The 22,731-nt window shown below is 64.7% G+C and carries 27 protein-coding genes, 1 other RNA gene and 1 pseudogene; 14 read left to right on the top strand and 15 right to left on the bottom strand.

Going from position 1 to position 22,731, the window contains the following annotated elements:
* Window positions 1–2 precede the first annotated feature (2 nt).
* The 3 genes and pseudogenes from H289_RS0120330 to mbtN form a co-directional block, all read left to right on the top strand.
* A pseudogene (locus H289_RS0120330) lies at window positions 3–278 on the top strand (acyl carrier protein); the annotation flags it as partial.
* Window positions 275–1,852 carry a long-chain-fatty acid--ACP ligase MbtM gene (gene mbtM / locus H289_RS0120335; protein WP_020102659.1) on the top strand — a complete coding sequence of 526 codons (1,578 nt, stop codon included), beginning with the start codon at window positions 275–277 and terminating at the stop codon, window positions 1,850–1,852. The pseudogene H289_RS0120330 and the gene mbtM, both read left to right, overlap by 4 nt.
* Window positions 1,849–3,018, top strand: coding sequence for a mycobactin biosynthesis acyl-ACP dehydrogenase MbtN (gene mbtN, locus H289_RS0120340; protein ID WP_020102660.1), 1,170 nt, complete (start codon window positions 1,849–1,851; stop codon window positions 3,016–3,018). The genes mbtM and mbtN overlap by 4 nt, the downstream gene beginning before the upstream one ends.
* Here mbtN and H289_RS0120345 read toward each other — a convergent pair.
* Window positions 3,008–3,700, bottom strand: coding sequence for a YceI family protein (locus H289_RS0120345; RefSeq protein WP_029105499.1), 693 nt, complete (start codon window positions 3,698–3,700; stop codon window positions 3,008–3,010). The genes mbtN and H289_RS0120345 overlap by 11 nt on opposite strands.
* Window positions 3,701–3,728: 28 nt before the next feature.
* Window positions 3,729–4,337 carry a GNAT family N-acetyltransferase gene (locus tag H289_RS0120350; RefSeq protein ID WP_020102662.1) on the bottom strand — a complete coding sequence of 203 codons (609 nt, stop codon included), beginning with the start codon at window positions 4,335–4,337 and terminating at the stop codon, window positions 3,729–3,731.
* 239 nt (window positions 4,338–4,576) lie between these two features.
* On the opposite strand from H289_RS0120350, the gene H289_RS0120355 reads away from it, so the two are divergent.
* Complete coding sequence (locus H289_RS0120355) at window positions 4,577–4,909, top strand: hemophore-related protein (protein ID WP_020102663.1); 333 nt, start codon at window positions 4,577–4,579, stop codon at window positions 4,907–4,909.
* A 69-nt stretch (window positions 4,910–4,978) separates the two neighbouring features.
* Here H289_RS0120355 and H289_RS0120360 read toward each other — a convergent pair whose 3' ends face one another.
* Complete coding sequence (locus tag H289_RS0120360) at window positions 4,979–5,602, bottom strand: TIGR03085 family metal-binding protein (protein WP_020102664.1); 624 nt, start codon at window positions 5,600–5,602, stop codon at window positions 4,979–4,981.
* Window positions 5,603–5,831: 229 nt separating this feature from the next.
* On the opposite strand from H289_RS0120360, the gene H289_RS0120365 reads away from it, so the two are divergent.
* Window positions 5,832–7,268, top strand: a complete 1,437-nt coding sequence (locus tag H289_RS0120365; RefSeq protein WP_029105500.1) for a glycoside hydrolase family 183 protein — start codon at window positions 5,832–5,834, stop codon at window positions 7,266–7,268.
* Between the two features lie 19 nt (window positions 7,269–7,287).
* Here the strand turns inward: H289_RS0120365 and H289_RS0120370 are convergent, their stop codons facing one another.
* Window positions 7,288–8,034 carry an alpha/beta fold hydrolase gene (locus H289_RS0120370; protein WP_020102666.1) on the bottom strand — a complete coding sequence of 249 codons (747 nt, stop codon included), beginning with the start codon at window positions 8,032–8,034 and terminating at the stop codon, window positions 7,288–7,290.
* 148 nt (window positions 8,035–8,182) lie between these two features.
* On the opposite strand from H289_RS0120370, the gene H289_RS0120375 reads away from it, so the two are divergent.
* A complete protein-coding gene (locus H289_RS0120375; RefSeq protein WP_020102667.1) occupies window positions 8,183–9,115 on the top strand; it encodes a DUF3558 domain-containing protein in 933 nt (310 codons plus the stop codon).
* A 6-nt stretch (window positions 9,116–9,121) separates the two neighbouring features.
* Here the strand turns inward: H289_RS0120375 and H289_RS0120380 are convergent, their stop codons facing one another.
* Window positions 9,122–9,739, bottom strand: coding sequence for a hypothetical protein (locus tag H289_RS0120380; RefSeq protein WP_020102668.1), 618 nt, complete (start codon window positions 9,737–9,739; stop codon window positions 9,122–9,124).
* Between the two features lie 55 nt (window positions 9,740–9,794).
* On the bottom strand, window positions 9,795–10,817 hold the full coding sequence (locus H289_RS0120385) for a linear amide C-N hydrolase (RefSeq protein ID WP_020102669.1): 1,023 nt from the start codon (window positions 10,815–10,817) through the stop codon (window positions 9,795–9,797).
* 197 nt (window positions 10,818–11,014) lie between these two features.
* Here H289_RS0120385 and H289_RS0120390 point away from each other — a divergent pair, with 197 nt between their 5' ends.
* Complete coding sequence (locus H289_RS0120390; protein ID WP_020102670.1) at window positions 11,015–11,518, top strand: allene oxide cyclase barrel-like domain-containing protein; 504 nt, start codon at window positions 11,015–11,017, stop codon at window positions 11,516–11,518.
* Between the two features lie 19 nt (window positions 11,519–11,537).
* Here H289_RS0120390 and H289_RS0120395 read toward each other — a convergent pair whose 3' ends face one another.
* Entirely contained in the window at window positions 11,538–12,008 is a 471-nt protein-coding gene (locus tag H289_RS0120395) for a nuclear transport factor 2 family protein (RefSeq protein WP_020102671.1), read from the bottom strand.
* Between the two features lie 141 nt (window positions 12,009–12,149).
* Between H289_RS0120395 and H289_RS0120400 the strand changes: the two genes are divergently transcribed.
* Both H289_RS0120400 and H289_RS33120 read left to right on the top strand, forming a co-directional pair.
* Window positions 12,150–12,575, top strand: a complete 426-nt coding sequence (locus tag H289_RS0120400; RefSeq protein WP_029105501.1) for a PPOX class F420-dependent oxidoreductase — start codon at window positions 12,150–12,152, stop codon at window positions 12,573–12,575.
* 474 nt (window positions 12,576–13,049) lie between these two features.
* Window positions 13,050–14,378 carry a hypothetical protein gene (locus H289_RS33120; RefSeq protein WP_155944189.1) on the top strand — a complete coding sequence of 443 codons (1,329 nt, stop codon included), beginning with the start codon at window positions 13,050–13,052 and terminating at the stop codon, window positions 14,376–14,378.
* 764 nt (window positions 14,379–15,142) lie between these two features.
* On the opposite strand, the gene H289_RS30910 is transcribed toward H289_RS33120, so the two are convergent.
* The 3 genes from H289_RS30910 to H289_RS34095 are packed head-to-tail and all read right to left on the bottom strand — an operon-like array spanning window position 15,143 to window position 16,157.
* Window positions 15,143–15,385 carry a DUF7427 family protein gene (locus tag H289_RS30910; protein WP_020102674.1) on the bottom strand — a complete coding sequence of 81 codons (243 nt, stop codon included), beginning with the start codon at window positions 15,383–15,385 and terminating at the stop codon, window positions 15,143–15,145.
* Window positions 15,382–15,756: a DUF2746 domain-containing protein gene (locus H289_RS30915; protein ID WP_020102675.1), complete on the bottom strand. Its 375-nt coding sequence runs from the start codon at window positions 15,754–15,756 to the stop codon at window positions 15,382–15,384. The genes H289_RS30910 and H289_RS30915 overlap by 4 nt, the downstream gene beginning before the upstream one ends.
* Window positions 15,753–16,157: a hypothetical protein gene (locus H289_RS34095; protein WP_020102676.1), complete on the bottom strand. Its 405-nt coding sequence runs from the start codon at window positions 16,155–16,157 to the stop codon at window positions 15,753–15,755. The genes H289_RS30915 and H289_RS34095 overlap by 4 nt, the downstream gene beginning before the upstream one ends.
* Before the next feature lie 138 nt (window positions 16,158–16,295).
* Between H289_RS34095 and H289_RS33450 the strand changes: the two genes are divergently transcribed.
* The 3 genes from H289_RS33450 to H289_RS0120435 all read left to right on the top strand — a co-directional run bounded on the left by H289_RS33450 (window position 16,296) and on the right by H289_RS0120435 (window position 17,873).
* Window positions 16,296–16,451 carry a hypothetical protein gene (locus H289_RS33450; protein ID WP_020102677.1) on the top strand — a complete coding sequence of 52 codons (156 nt, stop codon included), beginning with the start codon at window positions 16,296–16,298 and terminating at the stop codon, window positions 16,449–16,451.
* 411 nt (window positions 16,452–16,862) lie between these two features.
* Window positions 16,863–17,204, top strand: a complete 342-nt coding sequence (locus H289_RS0120430) for a DUF2510 domain-containing protein (protein WP_029105503.1) — start codon at window positions 16,863–16,865, stop codon at window positions 17,202–17,204.
* 21 nt (window positions 17,205–17,225) lie between these two features.
* Window positions 17,226–17,873 (top strand): hypothetical protein, encoded by a 648-nt coding sequence (locus H289_RS0120435; protein ID WP_020102679.1) that lies wholly within the window; start codon window positions 17,226–17,228, stop codon window positions 17,871–17,873.
* Here H289_RS0120435 and H289_RS0120440 read toward each other — a convergent pair.
* The 3 genes from H289_RS0120440 to H289_RS0120445 all read right to left on the bottom strand — a co-directional run bounded on the left by H289_RS0120440 (window position 17,870) and on the right by H289_RS0120445 (window position 20,436).
* On the bottom strand, window positions 17,870–18,988 hold the full coding sequence (locus tag H289_RS0120440) for a tyrosine-type recombinase/integrase (protein WP_020102680.1): 1,119 nt from the start codon (window positions 18,986–18,988) through the stop codon (window positions 17,870–17,872). The genes H289_RS0120435 and H289_RS0120440 overlap by 4 nt on opposite strands.
* Window positions 18,989–19,118: 130 nt before the next feature.
* Window positions 19,119–19,490, bottom strand: a transfer-messenger RNA (tmRNA) gene (gene ssrA, locus H289_RS32540).
* Window positions 19,491–19,581: 91 nt separating this feature from the next.
* Complete coding sequence (locus H289_RS0120445; protein WP_029105504.1) at window positions 19,582–20,436, bottom strand: maleylpyruvate isomerase family mycothiol-dependent enzyme; 855 nt, start codon at window positions 20,434–20,436, stop codon at window positions 19,582–19,584.
* Between the two features lie 83 nt (window positions 20,437–20,519).
* On the opposite strand from H289_RS0120445, the gene H289_RS0120450 reads away from it, so the two are divergent.
* Window positions 20,520–20,954 carry a helix-turn-helix transcriptional regulator gene (locus H289_RS0120450; protein WP_020102682.1) on the top strand — a complete coding sequence of 145 codons (435 nt, stop codon included), beginning with the start codon at window positions 20,520–20,522 and terminating at the stop codon, window positions 20,952–20,954.
* Between the two features lie 20 nt (window positions 20,955–20,974).
* Window positions 20,975–21,382, top strand: coding sequence for a VOC family protein (locus H289_RS0120455; protein WP_020102683.1), 408 nt, complete (start codon window positions 20,975–20,977; stop codon window positions 21,380–21,382).
* A gap of 9 nt (window positions 21,383–21,391) precedes the next feature.
* Here the strand turns inward: H289_RS0120455 and H289_RS0120460 are convergent, their stop codons facing one another.
* Together H289_RS0120460 and smpB are read right to left on the bottom strand one after the other, a co-directional pair.
* On the bottom strand, window positions 21,392–22,237 hold the full coding sequence (locus H289_RS0120460) for an EamA family transporter (RefSeq protein ID WP_090562393.1): 846 nt from the start codon (window positions 22,235–22,237) through the stop codon (window positions 21,392–21,394).
* Window positions 22,234–22,731: an SsrA-binding protein SmpB gene (gene smpB / locus H289_RS0120465; protein WP_020102685.1), complete on the bottom strand. Its 498-nt coding sequence runs from the start codon at window positions 22,729–22,731 to the stop codon at window positions 22,234–22,236. Before smpB ends, H289_RS0120460 begins: the two co-directional genes overlap by 4 nt.

Consider the following 22,731-nt stretch of genomic DNA (forward strand, 5'->3'; position numbering starts at 1 on the left):
AGCTACGGTCCCTCGACATGGAGACAGCTGAATCGGTAAGCACTGGCTTGGCCAAGATCATGCAGGACGACATGGGCGTGGACATCAAACGCGTCACCCGCGAATCCCGGCTCATCAACGATGTCGGTTTGGACTCGGTGGCTTTCGCCGTGGGCATGGTCGCGATCGAAGACCGCTTCGGCGTCGCATTGTCCGAGGAAGACCTGCTGAGCAGCGAAACCGTCGGCGACCTCGAAGACGCCATCGCCGCGAAACTGCCTACCGCCCAACGCTCATGAGCGCCTCGAGCCTCGCGTCCGCCCTGTCCGAGGTGATGACCCGGTCCACGCGCGACCTGATCACCCTCGATCCGAAAACTGGTGACTGGCAACGGTATCCCTGGCAGGAGGTGCACGCCCGCGCCGAGAACGTCGCTGCACACATCGACGGACAAAGCCGAATCGGGCTGGTCGGCGAGCCCACGGTGGAATTCCTGGCGGGCATCTACGGCGCGATCTTCGCCGGCGCCGCCGTGTCCATCCTGCCCGGACCGGTACGCGGCGCGGACACGGCCGCCTGGGCCGACGCCACCCTGAACAGGTTCGCCGGTATCGGCATCGGCACGGTGCTCAGCCACGGCAAGCACCTCGACCTGTTGCGCACCGGCACCGGTGACACGCACCTACACGACGTCAATACCATTGCCCACGAACGTCGTTCGACGACCTACCTCGCCAGTCGCACCGCCGACTTCGGCATCCTGCAGGGCACCGCGGGATCGACCGGCACACCCCGCACCGCGCAGATCCCCGCGGACGCGGCGTTGGCGAACCTGCGTGGACTGGTCGCGCGGATCAGCGTCACCGACGCCGATCGTGGACATTCGTGGTTGCCGATCTACCACGACATGGGCCTGGCGTTCATGCTGACGATGACGCTCGGCGGCGGCGAGCTCTGGCAGGCGCCCACCACCGCGTTCTCCGCGTCGCCGTTCAACTGGCTCAAGTGGTTGACCGAGAGCAAGGCGACCATGACCGCGGCCCCGAACATGGCGTTCGGATTGCTCGGCAAGTACGCCCGCCTGGTCACCGATGTCGACCTGGGCGCGCTGAGGTTCGCACTCAACGGCGGCGAACCCGTCGACTGCGACGGCACCAACCGCTTCGCGACCGAGATGGCCAGGTTCGGCTTCGACGCGGACGCCCTGTGCCCGTCGTACGGGCTCGCCGAATCGACCTGCGCGGTAACCGTTCCCGCTCCGGGTGGCGGCCTGCGCTGCGACGATGTCACCGTGTCGATCGACGGCGACACCGCCGTGCGCAGGTACGCGGTGCTCGGCCGGCCGATCGACGGTATGGAAGTCCGCATCGCTCCCACGGACGTGCCCCATGAGCTCACCGGACGCGACGTGGGCGAAGTTCAGGTGCGCGGCACCTCGATGATGGCCGGCTATCTCGGACAGGAACCCGTCGACCGCGAAGAATGGTTCGCCACGGGCGATCTCGGCTACGTCACCGCCGACGGCCTGGTGGTGTGCGGCCGGCTCAAAGAACTCATCACCGTGGCCGGACGCAACATCTTCCCGACCGAGATCGAACAGGTGGCCGCCCGCGCCGATGGTGTGCGCGAGGGCGCCGTCGTGGCTGTGGGCACCAAAGACGCGGGCGCCCGGCAGGGTTTGGTGATTGCCGCAGAGTTCAAGGGCGACGACGAGTCGACCGCCCGCAGCCAAGTGGTGTCCCTGGTCGCTTCCGAGTGCGGCATCGTGCCGGCGGACGTGGTGTTCCTCAAACCGGGTTCCCTGCCGCGAACCTCGTCGGGCAAACTCCGGCGCCTCGAAGTCCGTCGCACCCTGGAGACGGTGGGATCGTGACCACTTTCGAGGCCCGCACCACCGAGAGCTATCGCGAGCTGCTGAGTGAGGTCTTCGACGACCGGGTCCGCGAATGGACTGCGGAAGCCGAAGAAACCGAACGCTTTCCGCGCAAGCTCATCGAATACCTGGGCCAGTCGGAGGTTTTCGCCGCCAAGTGGGGCGACAGCCAGCATCCGGACGTGGCGAAGGTCTTCGCCCTCGCCGGGGAACTGGGCAAGCTCGGATCCGCGGGCATCGGTGTCGGGGTCAGTCTGCATGACTCGGCCATCGCCATCCTGCGCAGATTCGGCAGGTCCGATTATCTGCGCGACATCACCGAGCAGGCCATCCGGGGCGATGCCGTGTTGTGCATCGGCGCGTCGGAAGAGTCGGGTGGTTCGGACCTGCAAATCGCCGAGACCGAAGTCGTCTCCGCGCGTGGCGGTTTCGAGGTCCGCGGCACCAAGAAGTTCGTGTCGCTGTCGCCCATCGCCGATCACATCATGGTGGTCGCCCGGAGCGTCGACCACGATCCGGAGAGCCGCCATGGCAGCGTCGTGGTGATCTCCGTGCCGACCGCGCAGGTCGAGGTACGGACGCCCTACCGCAAGGTGGGCGCCGGTCCACTCGATACCGCGGCGGTCCACATCGACACCTGGGTGCCGGCAGAAGCGTTGGTGGCGCGGGCGGGCACCGGCCTGGCCGCCATCTCCTGGGGACTGGCGCAGGAGCGGCTGTCAGTCGCCGGTCAGATCGAGGCCAACTGCCGCAGGATCATCGGAATCACGTTAGCCCGCATGATGAAACGGCGCCAATTCGGCCACACGTTGTACGAGCATCAAGCACTGCGGATGCGACTGGCCGACCTGCACGCGCGGGTCGATCTGCTGCGCTACGGCCTGGCCGGGCTGGCCGCGCAGGGGCGCATGGATCTGCGCGCGGCCGCGGCCATCAAGGTCACCGCGGCGCGGCTCGGCGTCGAGGTCGTCGACGAGTGCATGCACATCTTCGGCGGCGCCGGATATCTGGTGGACGAGACACCATTGGGCCGGTGGTGGCGTGACATGAAGCTCGCCCGGGTCGGCGGCGGCACCGACGAGGTGCTCTGGGAACTCGTGGCCGCGGGAATGCGGCCTGACTACGAGGGGTACGACGCGGTGACGTCCTCACCGTTCATCGCTTGACGAGATTCACCAGGAATTCGATGGTGACGATGGGATCGACGGCGAGCACTCCCCCCGGCGGCGCCGGGGGGACGATGCCGTAATCGGCGAAGGTGACAGGGATTTGGCCCACGGCCACGACCCCGTTGCCCGACCGCTGCACATCGAGGCGCACCGCGACCTGCCGGGCGACGCCCTTGAGCGTCAGTTGCGCCGAAACCTCCATGGTCGTCGGCATGCCGTCACCGGCGATGGACGACAGGTCGACCGGGTCGAGGACGGCGAGTTTGGCCGTCGGGAACTTGGCGGCGTCCATCACGTCGGTGCCGCGGAACCTGTCGTCACGGCCGCGGTGCGGCGACTGCATGGTTGCCACGTCGACGACGAAGCTCGCTGCCTGCAGGGTGCCACCGGCAACAGTCGCGTCGCCCCGGACCGAGTTGGTCCGTCCGGTGACGGTCACGGTTTCCCACAGCAGTTGTTGCCGGGCGCGGTAACCGGCCTGGGAGCGGTTGGCCTCATCGTCAGGACCCGCGGCCACGATCCATTTACCGTCGAGGTTCGTGCTGGCCGGTCGATGAGTGGACGGCAAGGTCAGGGCCGGAGCCGGGGCGCCTTCCATCTGGGTTCGGTAGAACCACGGTCCCGCGCACACCCCCACGACGGCGAGCACTGCCAGCAACAGCAGAAGCCTTTTTGCCACTCCCTCTATATACAGGGCAGGCCCGACGTCAGCTGGCTGGGCGCGCCAGCGCGTACAGCGCCATCCTGCGGTTGGCCATGTCGTGTTCACCGAGGAATTCGGCGCCGCCATGTTCGACCAGCCGGCGCGCACCGGTATTGCGATGGTCGGGATCGAACATCACCCGACGGCACGATGGCACGAGTTGGAAGAGACTGGCCAGCACCTGGGGCATCAACATCGGTCCCAGGCCGCGATTGACGAAGCGCTCATCCGCGATCGCGGCGTGCAGCCCCAGATCGTAGGGATCGGCATCGTATCGAGGCGCGATGGAATCCTTCGCGGCCCAATACAGCTCGAGGTAGCCCATGGCCTTGTCCTGGTAGCTCACCAGCAACGGCCGCGAGTACTCACCGTCGAGCTGCGCCTGCAGGTGACGTCGCCACCACTCCGGCGGTCGGTCGTACTCCCACGCCTCGGCCAGATGCGGTCGATTCATCCATTCGGACAGCATCTCGGCGTCGGCGTCAGCGTCGACAAGGCGCACTGCCCACGGGCTTGCCAGCTGCGGAACGGGTGGTGCACCCACCGCGCGCACTTCAGCGGACAGTGAGGTCAACTCGCGCGGTAGCACCGGCCCCTGATCAATCTCGGTCATTTCAGCGGCGAGCCTACCCGATTTTGTTTAGGTTAGGTTTGCCTACATCGGGGTGTCTGCACCTGGCCGATGCGCACATACCGACCGTCGCCGATACCGCCACTCATGCCACCCAGAACCCGCACGGACTGCTCGTTCAGGCGCTGTAACGCACAGCCACAGACGGTCGATAGAACTGCTAACGTAGTCATCAATCACTTTGGTCGCATCGGTTAGCTGGTGCGGGAGGGGAATACACAATGTCTTTCACCACTCGGATGATGGTCGGCGCGGGCTCGGCACTGGTCGCTGTCATGGCCAGCGGCGCAGTCGCCACCGCTCAGCCGGACCCCACCCCGATCATGTACTCGACCTGCACCTACCCGCAGGTGATCGCCGCTCTGACCGCCCTCGACCCGGGTGCCGCCGCCGAGCTGCAGGCAAACCCGATCGGCGTCGGTTACCTGCACCAGCTGATCGCCTCCGGTCCGCAGCAGCGCAAGGCCCTGATCACCCGGGCGTACAACACCCCGGGCGCCGCTCAGTACACCGACCTGGTGCTGAACGTGGCCAACACCTGCAACAACTTCTGATCAGAAGCCAGAACAACGCGGCTCGATCCTTCGGGATCGAGCCGCGTTGTGCTTTCTAGAGGCTGAAAGTCAGAATCCGCGGTTCGAACCCCGGACCGCGGCGACGGCCTCGTCAGGCCCGGTGAAAGCCACCTGAGCCGGCCCGCGACCCGCTGCGAAGAGCAGCAGCTCCCCTGGCGCGCCGGTCACCGTCACCTCGGCGCCGCGGCCCGTTGCGGCCAGTCGGCGGCCGTCCGGCGTGACCAGCACGATCCGCGCCGGAGCATTCTTTATCCCGATTCGCGCCATGTTCGCCACCTGCCCCGCCAACGCGGACACCAGCCGGTCGTCGAGCTCGCGCGGTTCCCACGTCGGCTGAGCCCGGCGGACGTCCTCGTTGTGAATGAACATCTCGGCGACGTTGACGAACGGGTCGAGCAGCTTGAACGGCGAGTACAGCGGCGGGCCCGCAGCGATCATGTCGACCAGCTTTTCCCAGTCGGTGGATGCGGTCACCTGCGCCTGGACGCGTTCGGTGTAACCGGCCAGCTGCGGCACCAGAATTCCGGGCGCGGCGTCGAGCCGACGTTCCCGCACCACCAGGTGCGCCGCCAGATCACGAGCGGTCCAGCCCTCGCACAAAGTGGGTGCATCGGGCCCGTGCTCGCGCAGGGATTCGACGAGTGCGGCACGTTCGCGCTGGGCGGCAGTCATGGCTGGAGTCTAGGTCGGACGACGATCCGGCCGCGCGGCACAGCCGGTGCGCTCCGGCACTGCGACGCGGGTCACCTTCGCCGGGCAAACGCCAGGTGAACGATCGCGACGTGGTTACAGATGGGTACCCATCCCGACAGCAGAGGCCTCAACAGCCCCATTGATAACTATGGTCACAAAAGCCCCTCGCTGGCGTCCGAGCGCCGCCCGCCATCCGAAAGGTGTGACCGTGTCGCCGCGTCCTCGCATTGCATCGGTGGCTTTGACGGCCGCCGTCGTTCTCGGTGGAGCAGTCGGCATCGCGCCGCCACGCGCAGCCGCCGATCCATGCACCGGCCCGAATGCGGGCGTCCTGCCACCGAACGGGGTGCCCTCGAGCGGCGTCATGCGGCCGCCGTCGGGCGGCCACCGACCGAGCAACGCGAACGACAAGGCCCCGCTGCCGACTCTGGGCAAGTTGTCCCGGTCGCTGCTGAGCGCCTTCACCCAGGGCACCGTGCAACAGCAGGCGGGCGTGCTGCCCGGCAAGCCCCGCGTGCCGCAGCCGCCGGTCCAACCGCGCGCGGCACAGCCCGCCCCCGCCGCGGCGCAACCCCAGCCCGGAGCAGAACCCGCGCCGGCCATCGACGCGGGCACCACGTCATTGGTCGGCTGGGTGACCGGCGACCAGAGCGCGGGTGGCGACACCCTGCAGCGGTTCGGCATCTCCGGCACCGACCTCGGCATCATGTGGGACAACGGCGACCCGGTGAACAACCAGGTGCTGATGATGTTCGGTGACACATACGGCTACTGCGCCACCCCCAATCAGCAATGGCGCTACAACACCATGTTCCGCACCAACGACCGCACGTTGTCGCACGGCATCCACATTCCGCCCGGTTCGGTGACCAACCCCTATTCGGGCTCACCCGAGTGGCAGCCGAATCTGGCCAAGCAGACCATCCCGACCATCCGGTGGGCGCCGGTCGAGAAGGGCATCATCCCGACTTCCGGTGTCTCCGTAGGCAAGACGCAGTACGCCAGCTTCATGTCGATCAAGAACTGGGACAGCGCCGGCGCGTGGACGACGAACTACTCGGCGATCGCCGTCTCCAACGACAACGGCCAGAACTGGGGTGTGTACCCCAGCAGCGTCCGGCCCATGGCGCCCGACAGCGTGTCGCGCGTGGCGTACCTGCCGGGGAACGAGAACTTCCAGCAGGGCGCCTTCCTGAAGGGCAGCGACGGCTACATCTATTCGTACGGAACCCCTTCTGGCCGAGTCGGAAACGCCTATGTGTCCCGGGTACCGCAGAACCTGTTGCCGGACATGAGCAAGTACGAGTATTGGAACAACGAGAGCCAGTCGTGGGTGCCCAACAACCCCGGTGCGGCCTCGCCGATCATTCCCGGTCCGGTCGGTGAGATGTCGGTGCAGTACAACACCTATCTCAAGCAATACCTGGCGATGTACTGCAACAACTTGTCCGACGTGGTGATCCGTACCGCGCCGACACCGCAAGGGCCTTGGGGCCCAGAGCAATTGGTGGTGTCGTCGCAGCAGTTCCCGGGCGGTGTCTACGCGCCGTACCTGCACCCGTGGTCCAACGGTCGCGACCTGTACTTCACACTGTCGCTGTGGTCGGCGTACAACGTGATGCTGCTGCACACCGTACTGCCCTGAGCCAGTGGGGTTCTGGGGTTCAGTCGAGCGTGGCCCAGAACTCGGTGAGCGCGGCCGCGCCGCGCGCGGGGTCCTGCAGCATCCACCAGTGCCCCAGCCCGTCGAGCACCGTGGTGCGCGCGCCCGCGCGTTCGGCTGCGCGGTAACGGATTTCGTCGGAGCCGATGTACGGGTCGTCGGTGGCCAGCAGTGCGAGACCCGGCCTGGCACGCAACTTCTCGAGGTCACGCCCGGCCTCCGTCATCGCGGGCTGGCGCGCCGAACGGTACAGCGCCAGGATCGCCCGGCCCATCTCCGGCCCCTGCGCGGCGGCGAGGGCCGTGGCGACATCCGGCGGCATGCCCAGGGCGACCATCTGGGCGGCGCGGTCCTCGACGCTGCCGCCGAGCATGGTCTCGACCAGCTGCTCGCCCTCCCCCGGCGTCTGCCACACCTGCGCCAGGTCGTGCCACACGTAGTCCGGGTCGAGTATCCCGACCACGTCCGTCACCCAACTGCGGACGAGTTCGGGCCGGTGCATGACGGCAGTCAGTACGTGGCCGCCGCCCCAGTCGTGGCCGACGATGTCGACCGGCTCCCCAATGGCTTCCAGCTCGGCCTCGAGCCAGTCCCGGTACGCAAGGTAGGTAGCCGGGAAATCCTCGGGCAGTGGGGCGCCGAATCCCGGTGGCGACAGGCGCACCACGTCGTCGCGACCGAGCGCGTCGGCCAGCGGACCCCAGATCGCAGCGGTCTCCGGATTGCCATGCACCAGAACGACAGTCATGAGGCCATCCTGGCACTGCCGTGATCGTCGTCGCTACAAATACGTGCAAGGTGCCACGTCCGCGACCCCATAGGCTTGAGCCATGCGTATCGGGGGAAATCGCAAGTGGGCTAACCGTATCGGCCTCGCACTGGTTGCGTCGTCGCTCATGACGGGCTGTAGCACCACCGAGCCCACACCGGCGCCGGCCCCGACGTCGGCGACGAAGCCGATGCCGATGCCGAAGAACCTGACCCGTCAGGATGCCATCGCGTGGGCCCGCGGGATTGATCCGTGCGCGTTGATCGACCGAGACAAGCTCGCCGCGCTGGGCACCATCAGGGCCTTCGGGACGGCGTCCAGCCCGACGAGCTGCGCCGCCCACATAGACGACGGTAGCGACCGCGGCGTCGACGTCGACTGGGCGATCGCTTTCACACCAACGGATTTCCTCATCACTCCCCTGGGCACACTCACCGAGATCGACGGTACCCGGATCCGGCAGATCGACTCTGCTTCAGCCCTCCCGCCGGAAGCTCGGGGCCAACTGGACGAGAGCGCGTGCAGCATCGACATACCGTTCGAGAACGACATCGCGGTGCGCATGTCGGTATCGATGGCCCGGGACCGCAAGGCATGTACATCCGGTGAACCGTTGGTACGCGCCGTGCTGTCGAAGTGGCCGTCACAGCCGGCCCAAGGCAGCTCCCCGAACACGACAGTCACGGCGCTCACCCGAACTGCACCGTGTGCCGTCGTACCCGAACTGCAAAAGGTGCCGGGCCTGGTGTTCGACTGGAAAGACCAGAGCCTCGACAGTTGCTTCTTCAAACGCGGCGGGACAGATCTTCTGGTGAGCTTCAACTACCGCACTCGGGAACTCGCGACCGTCAACGCCCAGCCAACCGCGTTCGGTGGGCATCCCGGTTACACCGCAACCGATCGGGGGACGACGACGGCGACCGCCATCGTCGGCGACGAGTTCAGCGGTGTCGGCGCCGGCCATGAACGTCGACTGGTCCCCGTGGTCGAGGTGAGCGGCGACAATCCCGCCGCGGTATCCGACGTCATGGCAGCGGTGCTCGCGCAGTTGCCGACCTGACGGTGTCTAGGTTCTCGGTGGCGGGGTGGCCGCCGGGCCCAACAGATCGGCGCTGTTGTTCGACGAGGTGCGCCGCCACCGCCCGTACAGCGGCAACTCCCGCAACGACTCGCCGCCCACGGACCACCGTCGGGCGATGAATCGCAGGACCGTCCGGACGTAGCGGTTCGTCTCTGAGTACCAACGCCATTCGTACAGCCGGTCGCCCTGCAGCCAATGTGCGAGAGCCTCGGATTCGACGCCCTGCAGGTAGGGCCGCACCCAGGTGACAGTGACCCACGCCTGCGCGGCCGCGCCGTCGGGAAGCCGGAAGGTCCAGTCGATCGGATCGTCGCCGGCAATCATGGTGTGGCGCAACGGCGGTGGTGCCGACGCAGCGCCTTCGGGCATGCCGAACAGCTGCACCGTCACGTTGTGAAACACTGCGGGCCCACCGACCTCGAACCGCACGCGACAGGTGTCGTCAGCCGCGGCGTCGCGGTCGACGGAGAACGCCGCCAATCCGCCGACGGCGACATAGCGCGCGAACACGAGTCCGCTGACGGCCATCACAACGCGGCGCACCGCCAGCAGCACCGTGAACGTCGCGACGGTCAGCGCGACGACACCCCACATGAGGTCCATCCGGACAGCGTGTCAGAGCGTCAACGGCACGTCATGGCAATAGCGGACGTGCCGCTCAATCCGCCGTGTTCGCCTTCTCGAGTTCGTGCAGCAGCGATAACGACAGGAAGGTCATCGGTCCCGCGTCCTTGAACTTGCTGCCGACGTTGCCCGCGATACCGCCTTCGACGGCGAGGTCACTGATCAGGTCGAGTTTGAGCTGCGGGCTGCCCGCGGTGAAGTCGAGATCCGCCAGATCGACCCACACGATGTTGGGGCGCGTGGTCGATTCGTAGACGTAGCGCCGGTTCGTCAGGTCCATGACCACCTGCCAGATGGTCTGCGAGGCATCGGGCTTGCCCGGATCCGGTATCCGGAAGGGCTGCGCGGCGTTGCGGATCACCGAGAACATGCCGGCGATCGCTTCCACCTGGCCGGCCGGCGTGGGCAGCCGGCCGGCGTAGTAGGTGGCGCGCGCGAACCTGTCGGAGGCCGACGTCGTACCCGGCAGCGGCTCCGGGCCGCCGAGGCCCTCGAAGTTCTTCACCAGCTCGAGCTGCTGATCGAAGGTGGGCGAGTTCGTCATCACCCGAAAGTCCTTGCTGTGATAGACCTTCGGCCGGCCGTCGAGGTACTCGATGATCGCCGAGTCGCCGGTGGCGTCATCGAGCGCCAGGTGAATGGTCGGCGGGTCGCCGCCGGTGGGGTCGTCCAGCTGGACCACCTGCACGTCGGTCTCGCCGATCCAGGCGACCGCCTCGGCCACCGTCGCGAAGTTGTCGAGGAAGTATTGCAGCCAGACCGCCTGGCTCAGCTGGGTCCGGGTGTCATCCGGTGTGCCGTAGGTGGATTCGGCCAGCCACAGCACGTGCCCGGCCAATCCGGCTTCGTTGATGCCGTCCACCGAGATGATGTCGAAGGCAGTGGCGATCACGCTGCCGAACTTCGAGGTCCACGTGAGCTTTCCGGTGACGCCGTCGTCACGGGTCACGCCGCGCGGTTGCTTCCACAGGTTCGTCATGAGGTCGCGGTGGAAGTCCATGTTGCGGCCGACCAGGACCGCATCGCCTGCGTCAGGCCAGATGACTCGGGTGCACACCCGAGCAAGCCTAACTTTCTGCGCGCACGTCACCTGCCGAATTGTTTGCTATGAATCGCGCTCCGCGAGTGGGATGCTCAACAGACAACGGTTCCCCACAGGCAACTCGCAGCTGAATCTATGGAGGAGGAGGTCTTGCCGGTCAGCCGATGGTTGGCGGCCATCGGTAGCTATTCACCCCTCCGAGAGGAAGAGACATGAACATGTTGCGCACTACGACGGCCGTGCTGATCCCTGCCTTGCTGTTGACGATGTCTTGTTCCTCGGGAGGCAAGGATCAGTCGGCGCCGGGCGGCACGACGTTGCACTTCTACGAGCACGACACCGGGCAGACCAGTGTGGATCTCGGAACTCCCGGCGAGGGTCCGGGTGACCAATTCATCTTCGCCGGAGACGTTTTCGATCGCCAAGGCGGCACGAAGCTCGGGCGGACGGCAGGGGTGTGCACGACTGTCAGCGGCGATGCCACCACAGGGGACGTCTCGTGCACCGAGACCTTCATCCTCGATGGCGGTCAGATTTCGATTCAGATGCTGGCCGACCGCGCCGCCGTGTTCAGCAAGGGCGAAACACTGCCCGTCTCGATCGTCGGAGGCAGCGGCAAGTACAGCAAGGCCCGCGGTGACGGCACCGCGCAAGTGCCACCCGAGGTGCCGAATCAGACCGACGCGAACTTCGTGCTGAACGTGGTGACGAACTGAGCGCCGCGGCGCGCGAGCACTAAGCCCAGCGGTTCGCGAGCAATTTGAAACTCGGCATATCTTCCAGCGACGTGAGCGCCTCGTAGATGCGCTGGTACCCGGTGCTGGCGATCCGCCACACACCGTCTTCGTCCTTGCGGTAGGTATCGGAGTAGTAGCCCGAGCCGCGGATCATCGCGTGCCCCGGCACGATCACGGTGTCCTCGAACACCCACGAACCGTGCGCCGTGGTGTCGGAGTCGAGGTCGATCTCGGGGTGGCTGGCAATATGCGTGGTGATGATTCCGTTGTCGAGGTTCGTCCGCATGAAGTCGACGACGGCGTCTCGTCCCTCGTAGTGCACCGGCTCACCCATCGCGTGTGTGCCATAGCGGGTCACGACATCTGCGGCGAGGCAGTCCCCGAAGGTGTCCCAGTCCTTTAGGTCCAAGGAGCGGAAGTACCGGTACTTGAGCCGTTGAATGTCGGCGATCGCCTCCAGGTTACCCATGACCCAGAGACTAGAACGTGTTTCAGTTTCTGTCACGAAAATGCGGGACATGGCTCACCACATGGTGGTACTGAAACTACGAATCGTGTTGCATGCGCCGGGGTTGACCTCAACCATGGTTGAGGTTTTAGCGTGGAATACATGTCCTTCAAACCACACGAAATCGAATTCATGAAGGCGGCAGACCTCGGGCGACTCGCCACGATCCAGCCCGACGGCACACCGCAGGTCAGCCCCGTGGGCTTCACCTACAACGAGGAACTCGGCACCATCGACATCTCGGGCTACAACATGGCCAAGAGTCAGAAGTTCCGCAACCTCGCCCACCACGACAAGGTGGCGTTCGTCGTCGACGACATCGCCTCTCGCGACCCGTGGCGCGTTCGTTGCCTGGAGATTCGCGGCACTGCAGAACAGGCCGTGACAGCGTCAGGGCAGCATGGCCCCGCGGGAGATGCCCTCGATTCCGCGATCATCCGCATCACCCCGCGCCGCATCATCAGCTTCGGCATCGACGACACCGACACCGAACCCCACCTGCTCAAAGCGGACATCCGTAACGTCTGAGCCCGGGTGGCGTGTGGGACAGATCGAGTATTGAAAATCGCTACTTCCCCACACGCCGCTCGGGGCGAAGCTTTGGCCGGGTGCTGCGTACCCATAATTGGGGCACCTCCTGGGGCGGAATCACGCTTGGTGGGACAGCGGTGGTTACGGTCGAAACCCCACCGTCGAGTCGGCGGTGTCTCGATCGTCCGACTGGAGTTGCCCGACACGCTTCTCGATGAGAATCTCGCGGGCGAGCCCGTTCCGCACCAAACACTGCGTATTGGTACTTCACTTCTAAGGCCTTCTCCTGGTATGCATTTCCGCAGTTCCGCTGGTACACCAGAGTGGCCGGGATACGATCCGCCTATGGCGGCAGCCGGGTTATCGGAAGTCAAGACGCTCCCGCGCCGGCAGTCACGCAAGAGTTTCATTGAGGCAGTACCAGCCCGCCCGCGGCGGCTCACGTTGGCCTTCAGGATCGGAGCTCCGACGATGCAACCAAACGACCAGCTCCGTGGACTTCTCGATCAACTTCTCGCAGCACACTCCGAAGGTCTCAAAGCACTTAACATTGGCACTCCAATTCGTGAGCAGCGCGCAGCTGCGAAGCGACTAAGCAATGCGTTGCGTGCAGCGGCTGACACCCCCGCGCTATGGGCCGCACTGGCTCCCACAGAAGCAGCGAACGATATTGCGCCTCACCAACGAGCTGAACTGCGGCGAGCGATCGCCGATGCCGCAGTCGGATTCCCGTGGACAGACCTGCTCGACCCGATCGGTTATCAGCCGCCGCCAACCATAGACGAATGGAATAACTCATTCGCTGAGGCGGTCAACAACCCACGTGACGGCGACTTCAACCGTGAAGCCCTCTCTGGTGAGTTTCGCGATTTCGCTGAGCGCCTCAACGACCTGAGCAAGGACCCCAATTCGACTCCGAGGCGGCTGCGCCGCGGCATATGGGGAGCAGTCAAAAAGGCTGGCTCCCTGGCCGTCGGAATCTCGGTAGGCGTGGCCGCTGCGCCTTACGTGTTACCGACGGCCACCGTCATAGCCGCACTACCGGCTGTTGCAGCACTTGGGCTACCAGCTGCCGTCGTAAGTGACGTCCTCATCGAAGCTGGAAAGGAGGCCGTCGTCAGCGTCATCAAGAAAATCAAAAAGCCGCCGCGGCCTCGAGATATACCCGGACATCCGGCATTTGTCGCACTAGGCCTTGCCGACTACATCTCCGAGCCGGCACTCCTGGGCCTGCGCCGGGCATGGATCCGCCGATACGACGAAGGCGACCGCATTATCGCGACAAGATCGTTCATCAAGATCACCAGACGTCGCCTCGCCGCGATTAACGCGCGCACCATGGGCGCAACGTGGTTCAGCGATCAAGCCGGCCGCTACTACAGCGACATTTCCCAACTTCTCAATCGACTTGAAGCCACGCTAGACGCGGACCGTCCCGCTCGTGCCGATGTCGTCGCGATTCTAGGCACACTCGCGCAACGAGTGCCGGCACTGAAAGCAGCTATGCGTCAATGTATCTCGCCGCTTGATCCCCCAGCGGCACACAATGCGGATATCGCAACAACTGAACGATTGATTGCCGAACTAGACACTGACCGCAGCTTGGCCAAGGAACAAACTGGGCCGGCGCGGACCAACCTAAGTTTGGCGACGCAAGGAAATCCACCAGACGGCATCAGAGTTGCGGCATGCCAATCGATTTACGACGAGTGTGTGGCTGTCTCAGCAGCGTTGGATCGACTTCACGCCACAGCAGTAGACCACTGCGCACAGCTCAAAGCTGGCACGAAACCGAGTTGAACCGGGGATCTCAAGGCGCCCCAGCAGATCTATGGCAGTAGGGCCACAACCACATCGCCCGCCCCGGTGGATGACAACCCGACGCGACCAAACGAAAAGGCCCGGCTCGCATCCGAGCCGGGCCTTTCTTGTGGAGCTGCCGGGAATTGAACCCGGCGCAACCAAGGTGTTTCCGCAGGTCGCGACCAATTCGACGGGGTACTGAAGGCACGAAAGCGAATCAAGTGACCAGGGAGTTTTTGAACAGACATTGACAATGTCAATCCGTCACCAAATACCCTGCCCCGGTATGCGTCGGCCAGCAAACAAAGAGATCGTCCCTGGCCGACGGAGAGACCAGCCAGGGACGATCTACAGGTAGAGACGTTGGCGAGTCGCTTTCGGTTCCGCCTCAACCTATAAAGTTTCGGCCCGTTTGTTTTAACACCCCGGCCGACATGCAAGTTTCCTTGCACGGGCAATAGACGGCTACGAGGGCTGAACGGTTCCATCGAGTTTTATACGGTTCTATAGGCCTGTATAAGTGCGCGGGCGCCGCCAACCCCTGAAAACAAAACGAGGCGATTGACAAAAGATAGAAACGCACTGGTCAAGGCTTTAATAACCCTGTCCATCGGTTTACTTCTGAAATGAAAAAAGACCCCGCCGCACGAGGCGACGGGGTGAGTAAGTTTGTGGCCGGTGGACTACCTTCGCAGCGGCGCGGGCCTGCGAGCCCTACCACCAGCCAATGTCAGCTTAGCGCCGACCGGTGACAAGTCAGGTCAACGCAACGGCCCGATCTTGCGCGCCAGGGTGCCCATGACTGCACCAAGCGGATCCGCGAACTTCGGCAGAATCCGCAGCAGATGCCCAGCGACGAGCACCACCACAGCGTGCGCCACCACAGGATGCCGTGTGCGGAACCCGTCGAACGTCTCCGACAGCATCGGCGTACCCCGGCCGGCAGCCGCGACGTTGTGCACGGCCACGAGTCCACCGATGGCCGCCCAACCACTTGCGCTCACGCGGACCGCCGGCGCAACTCGTCAATGTCGTCATCTAGGCGATCAATGTCCTTGTGGTGCATCGCCCGATCGTCCACGGCAGCATCAGCTAGACGCCCAATGTCCCTACGCAAGCCACGAATCTCACCGGTCACCGCCTCGTGGAACGCACGCTGGTCACGCTCCATGCGGTCGAGCTGCACCCGCAGGTTCGTCTCTTCCTTGTGGTCGTTGACGGTCTGCTCGTGAATCTCAGTGACCTTCGTGCCCGTCGAACGCGCTTTGAGCCACAGAGGCAGGGCGGTTGTGGCGAGGCCGATCGCGGCGATACCAAGCAGGGCAACGACGTCCATCCACGAATCGGGGTTGAACGGGGTGATGCCGCCGCTCACTCGACCGAGCCAGTCTTGATCTGGCCGTTCAGCTTCACGGCCGCCGTTGCGTTGCCTGCGATGCCCAGCACAACGCCGGCGAATCCCAACCACACCGGTATGGCAGCCGGGTCGATCAGCCGATAGAACGTCAGGACACCGAGACCCGCAGCGATGACACCGTAGGCGTACATGCGTTGCTTGGCGGTGATGGTAGGCAACTTCATTCGAGTATTCCTCTCAGGCGGATTGCAGTCGCAGCGCGACGTCCATTCAAACGCCGAATCGCCGAAATCCAACCCGAAGACTGCATCGGCTACGAACACGGCAACCGAACCATCGAACTCCAACGACACAAACAATTCGCACACCTCCGCGTCTCCGGCGAATGGTTCGAACTCGCCACCGACCTCGTACGACACGTCAACACGCTCGCAGTTGCTTGACAGGAAGGTGCGACTGTGGTGATAGGCTGACGCCGTAGGCGCAGTCTCATGCGTCCCGATCGATAAGCCCCACTGCCAACGCGGTTGGGGCTTTCGTCATGTCAGGGGGTCGACGTGGCCAAGGTCTACCCAGCACCACCCCTCGCACAACGCATCACCATCGCCTTGCAACGGTTGCGTGACGCACGAGCCGACGGTGACGCCAACCGAATCCACTACGCAGCACGCCTCATGGACCAGCTGCTCGACCGGGTAGCAGATCGGAACTAGTCAGGTCCTCGAGGATGCCGTCGAGCTGCCACTCCAGATGTGGCAAGAGCCGCGCTTCGGCTTCAACCGTTGGCATTGCCGAAAGCACGGCTTGGATGCGCTGGAGGAGTTCGGCGGGCGTCTCTTGCGGCGGGTACGCGTCAATGGTGGTGGACATGATTTGCGCGCGCTTGTACGAAAGGCATTGCTACCCCTGAAATTTCGTTTGAGAACTAGGTTGACGACCAACCCCGAGTGGCCTGTCAGTCGATAGGTTACGACCAAATGACGCGGTCGTAAACGTCGTTTGCCAAGACTCAAACATCACGTTTCAGTAACGGCCAAGCGTGTTACCAGTCAGCTGACAGAATCCAGTAAGTGTCCACATCAAAAGCGTCAATAACCCCTACCCGAAAGACCTACGATCCAACCATGACCACAAGCGCTGCACCCGGCTGGTACCCAGACCCGCACGGCGCACCGGTGAACCGGTGGTACGACGGACAACAGTGGACGGCCACTACGAGCAGTCCCGCGCCGACACCGGTTGCAACTGGGCGTCAAGTGTCAATCCACTACGGGTTCGCGCTACTGGCAGTCTTCTCACTTCTGGGCACTGTCATCCCCTGCATCGGCTTGTTCAGCTCGTCGGGCGCCGATGAAGGTGGCGGTGTTGCGGGCGGAATGGGCATCATGTGGCTGCTCTGGGGTGGCATGTGGACCCTCGTTTGGACGGCGTTCGCCATCAGTCACACGCTGAAATCGCGCAGCTGACGATCTAGCCAAGGAGGGGCCATGTCGGGGGACGTGCCTGTCGATCACGAGTGCGAAACCGGAGTTGCTCCGACCGAGCTCGGTGGCGCGATTGTCGAGACTGGCTCGCAGCTCGCGTACAGCGACGAGACGGAAGTGCTCGACTACCCGGAGCCGGTCTCGCGAGTGCGGGTCGGTTTGATTGCGGGTGGCATCGTCGCGGTGGCCGGCATGGTTGTCGGCGCAGTTCTGTTCGTCGGCTGGAATCGCCACGAGACAGCGTCCGCGCTCGTGGTATCGAGTCCAACTCAGACGACCAGCGTGGCACCGCTGCAGCTCGGCGCCTCTGCACCCCCAGCCCCGCCACCACCGCCGGTGACGATCACGACCGTCATCGTGCAAGCTCCACCATCCGTCAGCACGAAAACTGCACCGGTGCCGACGCCCGCCGCCCCGCAATGGGTCAGCATCTACGACCAGCAGTTATTCAACAGGCTCATCGCGCAGGGCATCGTGGTCCGCGACTTCGCGTCAATGGCGCGTGATGCACACCTGGTCTGCGCACACCTCGCCAACGGTCAATCGCCGTTCAACGCCAAGCGCGAGTATGCCGCCGCATCCGGCGGGAACATGACGGTCGGCGAAGTATTCGTATCCGACGTGATGGCCATCTACCCGAGCTGCCCCTAGCCGACTGGTGGCCGCAGCGCCTTGCCGATGATATCGGCCGCAGCTTCAGCCTGCTGCGTGTCCAGATGGGTGTAGCTGTTGATGGTGGTCTGAATCGACTCGTGCCCGAGGTGGCGCTGCACCGCGTACATGTCGGCGCGGCCGGCGATCATCCACGACGCGCAGGTGTGGCGCATGTCGTGGATCCGTGGCTGCTTCTGCAGCCCTGCTGCCTGTGCGGCTTTGACGGCCGGATACCAGACCTGCTTGCGCCAGTCGACATGGAGGATTGACGAACCGTCCGGGTTGGCGAAAAGCCATTCCCCGGTGTAGTCCAGGGCGTCGAGAACGTCCTTGTCGACGATGATGGTTCGGACGGACTTCTTGGTTTTCGTGGAGCCGAGTTCGTACAGCTTGCCCTTTTCGTAGGTGCGTTTCCAGCCGCGTCCGATATGGACGGCGCGGCGGCTCCGGTCGACGTCGGTGGGGCGCAGCGCCGTCAATTCCCCGAGCCTGGCGCCGGACGCCACCATGAATCGGACCATCGGCTTCCAGTAGTCGTCCACTCCAGCGAGGAGTAGTGCGAACTCGTCGTGAGTGAGGAAGCACATCTCTTTGCGCTCGGTGCGGGGGATGCGTGTGCCGAGCGCCGGGTTGTGTGGGATGACGGGCGGCCGTGCGTTGACCGCGGTGTTCAAAGCGGCGGACAGGAAGCCGTGGCGGTTGGCGATCGTCTTCCCGGCGAGTTTGCGGTCCGCGAGTCCCTGCACCCAGCCGGCGATGTCTTCGGGGGTGAGCAGGTCCACCGGTATTGAGCCGAGGACTGGTTCGATGTCGTTCTTTAAGTAGGACCGGTAGTCGAACAGGGTGGACTTGGTGACGCCAGTCCTGGTGTCGATGTACTTCTGTAGCCATTGGGCGACGGTCGGCGCGTTGGATCGTTTGGCGGCGGCCTTGGTGGGTTTGATGCCCCAGACCTTCATGGCTTTCTCGACGCCGATGGCTTTCATGTCGGCCGCCATCTCGTCGGCGGTGGCCCTGTCGTCGACGGTCGCGCCGCACTGGCGGCCCTCGTACTGATACAGGACGGTAAAGCCCGTCCCGTCCTTGCGTCGTGGTCCGCGAACAGAGGCCATCAGCGGGCCGTTTTCTGTGGGTTGACCTGCATGGATGGCCTGAAATGACTCATACCGCCGAGGGTAGCCCCCGGCGGTAGAGTTTGACAACTGTTTGACAACTATTTTCTGTTGTTCTGACCTGCTGTTTCAGTGGAGCTGCCGGGAATTGAACCCGGGTCCTACGGCATTCCCTCAAGACTTCTCCGTGCGCAGTTCGCTATGCCTCTACTTGGATCTCCCGGTCACGCGAACAAGCCGAGATGACGATCCCAGTCGCTGTTTGATGTCCCCACGGGCCCCGCGACCGGCCCCGTGGGTGGGTCCCTCTAGTCGATGCCAGGGTCCGGGCCGAGGGCGCTCCCGGTCTGACAGACACGCGGTCGCTACTTAGGCAGCGAGGGCGTAGTCGCGCTGATGAGAATCGGCGCTTAATTGGTTACAACGACGCTTACGGTGGTCTCTTGCCTGCACCGGCACGCTTCCCTTGATTCGATGCGCGAAGTCGAAACCGTTCAGCCCCTCGCACCCCCGCCGACTTTCGGCAGGACACTCCATCATACCGGCCGCACCGACAACGTCCACCGAGTATCCGGTCCCGCCGTCAGACCAGGTCAGATGACGTAACCGAGGTTCTCGACGATCCGCCGGCCGATCTCGGCGTCACCCTCGAACTCGATGGCGACCGGCCGCACCGCGCCCAGCGGACGTCCGCCACACAGCCGCGTGAACTGCCAGCCGTCCATCCGGATCACCGTGGTCGGCTCGGCGCCGCCGAAGTCGGGCACCACCGCGGCGCGGCCGTCGACCGCGACCCGAATGGTGCGCGCCATGGGTCCGGTCAGCTCGATCGCGACCCGCGATCCGTCGGGCGCTCCCCCGCGCTTGGCGACGACGAAGCCCATCATCGTCTCGATCTCGTCGAGGGACAGCTGCGCCTCCGGCTTCTGCAACGCCGCATCCGGTGCGGGCCGCGCGACAGACTCGCGGATGTCCTGCTCATGCATCCACGAGTCGAACGTCCGGATCCGCATGAAGCGACCGACGCTGTCCTGGCCGGCCGGTGTCATCGTCGGGGTGTTCCACTCCTCGTCCGACATCGCCGTCAGCGTGGCCCGCCGGTCGTCGGTGACGGCGCGGAACTTCTCCAACAGCTCGGTGCTCGAGAGCGCAGCCATCGACCGGGTCCAGCACTCGTTCATCACGCCGATGGGGTTGTGCACGTGGTCCAACTCGGAGACGTCGATGTCGGCTTCGGGCACCGCTTCACCCTTGAGCATGAGCTCGGTGCCGATGATGTGCGCGACGACATCGCGGACGTGCCAGCCGGGCAACTCGGTCTGTGTGGTCAGCAGCTCCGCCTCGGAGATGGTGGCCAGCAGTTTGTCGATGTCGTCCCATACCCCGAAGAGGGCGGGCAAGACGTCGGACTTCTCCAGGACGGTCACGGGTCGCGTTGAGCTGCTCACCGGCTGACCGTACGACGGCCGGACGGCCGCGGAAGGCGAATCGCGCAATGCATCCCAATCGTTGGTCATGCGACGATGGCCATATGGGGGACGACCGGGCCGAGGCACAGCGCCTGCGGGACATCACGGTGATCCGCAAGGTGCGGGACCGGATCGACCGGGAGTACGCCAAGCCCCTCAATGTCGAAGACCTGGCCCGTGGCGCGCACATGTCGGCCGGTCACCTCAGCCGGGAGTTCCGGCGCATCTACGGGGAATCGCCCTACTCGTACCTGATGACGCGGCGCATCGAGCGGGCCATGACGCTGCTGCGTCGCGGCGACCTCAGCGTGACCGATGTCTGCTTCGCCGTTGGCTTTTCATCGCTGGGCACGTTCAGTACGCGGTTCACCGAACTGGTCGGGGTGGCGCCGAGTGTGTACCGCCGCGACCATTCGCAGGCGGCCGACGGCATTCCCGCCTGCCTGGCCCGGCAGGTCACCAGACCGATCAGGAATCAAGAAGCACCGCCGCACTGACCGCCACTACCGTGACGGGCATGGACATCTCCATTCACTACGCATTCCTGCCCCACACCGATGCCGAGGCCGCGCTGAAGTTCTACCGCGACGATCTCGGCTTCGAGGTGCGCAAAGACGTTGGCTACCAAGACATGCGGTGGATCACGGTCGGCCCGCCCGGACAGCCGGCCACGTCGATCGTGCTGCACCCGCCGGCCGCCGACCCCGGCATCACCGACGACGAGCGTCGCACCATCCTGGAGCTCATCGCCAAGGGTTCCTACGGCGCCGTCACCTTGGCCACCGATGACCTGGACGCGTTGTTCGCGCGCCTGGAGGCCGCGGGCGCCGACGTGCTGCAGGAACCGACCGACCAGGATTATGGCGTGCGCGACTGCGCATTTCGCGATCCGTCCGGCAACCTGATCCGGATCAATCAGCTCTAGTGCTGCCGGCTATCCCGCGGCGATCATCGCGACCGAGCCCAACGCCAGCACCATGCCGACGGCTTGCCAGGCCCGTACGCGCTCTTTGAGCACCACCATGGCCAGGGCGACGGTCGCCGCGGGATAGAGCGAGATCAGCACACTCGCCAACGACAGCATCGAGGCCTGCAGCGCCAGCAGCATCGCGACGTTCGCGATGACGTCGAGTCCCGCCGCGATGAGGGCGAGCTTCAGCGGAAGTCCGGCCGGCAGTGCGAAATTGCGGGTCACCACCGCGGCGATCATCACGACCGCGGTGGCCGCGAAGCGGGCGAACACCAACGGCCAGAGCTTCGCGTCGTGCGGCACCTGATGGATCACGGCGAAGCTGAGCCCGAAGGTCAATCCCGAGCCGACGGTCAGCCAGGCGACCTTGGCCGTGAACCGGTGCGGCGTCTCGTCCTCATCGGTGGCCTGAGCGCTCACCAGCGCGACGGCGACCAACGCCAGCGCGATCCCGGCGATCGCCAGCCCGCTGGGCCGCTCCCCCATGGCGACGCCGACGGCAATCGGCCCTGCCGACACCAGGATCGCGGTCAATGGCGAGACGACGGATATCGGTCCGGAACCCAACGCGGCGTAGAACCACCAGATGCCGAATGCCTGCAGCACGCCGCACGACACACCCAAGAGCACCGCGTTCGACGAAACCTGGCCGCCGACAACGCATGCCATCACCGTCAGCAGTACCCCGGCGATGGGGTATGACACCAGCACCACCCGCAGTGCCGCGACGCGCCGTGCCGCGATACCACCGACGAAATCGCTGATGCCGTAGCCCAGCGCCGACAGCAGCGCGAGCAGAACCCCGGTCAGATCTTGCCCTTGAAACGGCGGCCCATCTCACGGGTGATCTCGCGCTGCGCATCACGCTTGGCGATGTCCTGGCGCTTGTCGTGCGCTTCCTTACCGCGGGCCAGCGCCAATTCGACCTTGACCCGGCCGTCGGAGAAGTACAGCTTCAGCGGAACCAGCGTGAAGTTGCCGTCCCGCAGCTTGCCGACCAACATGTCGATCTGCTTGCGGTGCAACAACAGCTTTCGGTTGCGTCGCGGCGCGTGGTTGGTCCAGGTGCCGTGGTGGTACTCGGCGATGTGCAGGTTGCGCAGCCACACCTCGCCGTCATCGACGGTGGCGAACGCGTCGGCCAGCGATGCCAGGCCCTCACGCAGGCTCTTCACCTCGGTGCCGACCAGCGCGATCCCCGCCTCGTAGGTATCGATGATCGAATAGTTGTGTCGCGCTTTGCGGTTGGTCGCGACGACGGAGTTGTTACCCGACTTGTCCTTGTCGTCCTTCTTCTTCGCCAT

Origin of the sequence: Mycobacterium sp. 360MFTsu5.1 (genome assembly GCF_000383495.1) — a bacterium.
Taxonomy (GTDB): Bacteria; Actinomycetota; Actinomycetes; order Mycobacteriales; family Mycobacteriaceae; genus Mycobacterium; species Mycobacterium mucogenicum_B.

What these genes read in the sequence shown, in the direction of transcription:
- H289_RS0120435 (WP_020102679.1), top strand. Translation starts at nt 17,226, where the DNA reads ATGTCGGGGGACGTGCCTGTCGATCACGAGTGCGAAACCGGAGTTGCT.
- H289_RS0120375 (WP_020102667.1), top strand. Translation starts at nt 8,183, where the DNA reads ATGACGGGCTGTAGCACCACCGAGCCCACACCGGCGCCGGCCCCGACG.
- H289_RS0120395 (WP_020102671.1), bottom strand. Translation starts at nt 12,008, where the DNA reads ATGGGTAACCTGGAGGCGATCGCCGACATTCAACGGCTCAAGTACCGG.
- H289_RS0120360 (WP_020102664.1), bottom strand. Translation starts at nt 5,602, where the DNA reads ATGACTGCCGCCCAGCGCGAACGTGCCGCACTCGTCGAATCCCTGCGC.
- H289_RS0120455 (WP_020102683.1), top strand. Translation starts at nt 20,975, where the DNA reads ATGGACATCTCCATTCACTACGCATTCCTGCCCCACACCGATGCCGAG.
- mbtM (WP_020102659.1), top strand. Translation starts at nt 275, where the DNA reads ATGAGCGCCTCGAGCCTCGCGTCCGCCCTGTCCGAGGTGATGACCCGG.
- H289_RS33120 (WP_155944189.1), top strand. Translation starts at nt 13,050, where the DNA reads ATGCAACCAAACGACCAGCTCCGTGGACTTCTCGATCAACTTCTCGCA.
- H289_RS0120370 (WP_020102666.1), bottom strand. Translation starts at nt 8,034, where the DNA reads ATGACTGTCGTTCTGGTGCATGGCAATCCGGAGACCGCTGCGATCTGG.
- H289_RS0120440 (WP_020102680.1), bottom strand. Translation starts at nt 18,988, where the DNA reads ATGGCCTCTGTTCGCGGACCACGACGCAAGGACGGGACGGGCTTTACC.
- H289_RS0120350 (WP_020102662.1), bottom strand. Translation starts at nt 4,337, where the DNA reads ATGACCGAGATTGATCAGGGGCCGGTGCTACCGCGCGAGTTGACCTCA.
- H289_RS0120380 (WP_020102668.1), bottom strand. Translation starts at nt 9,739, where the DNA reads ATGGACCTCATGTGGGGTGTCGTCGCGCTGACCGTCGCGACGTTCACG.
- H289_RS0120450 (WP_020102682.1), top strand. Translation starts at nt 20,520, where the DNA reads ATGGGGGACGACCGGGCCGAGGCACAGCGCCTGCGGGACATCACGGTG.
- H289_RS0120430 (WP_029105503.1), top strand. Translation starts at nt 16,863, where the DNA reads ATGACCACAAGCGCTGCACCCGGCTGGTACCCAGACCCGCACGGCGCA.
- smpB (WP_020102685.1), bottom strand. Translation starts at nt 22,731, where the DNA reads ATGGCGAAGAAGAAGGACGACAAGGACAAGTCGGGTAACAACTCCGTC.
- H289_RS0120400 (WP_029105501.1), top strand. Translation starts at nt 12,150, where the DNA reads ATGTCCTTCAAACCACACGAAATCGAATTCATGAAGGCGGCAGACCTC.
- H289_RS0120355 (WP_020102663.1), top strand. Translation starts at nt 4,577, where the DNA reads ATGTCTTTCACCACTCGGATGATGGTCGGCGCGGGCTCGGCACTGGTC.
- H289_RS0120390 (WP_020102670.1), top strand. Translation starts at nt 11,015, where the DNA reads ATGAACATGTTGCGCACTACGACGGCCGTGCTGATCCCTGCCTTGCTG.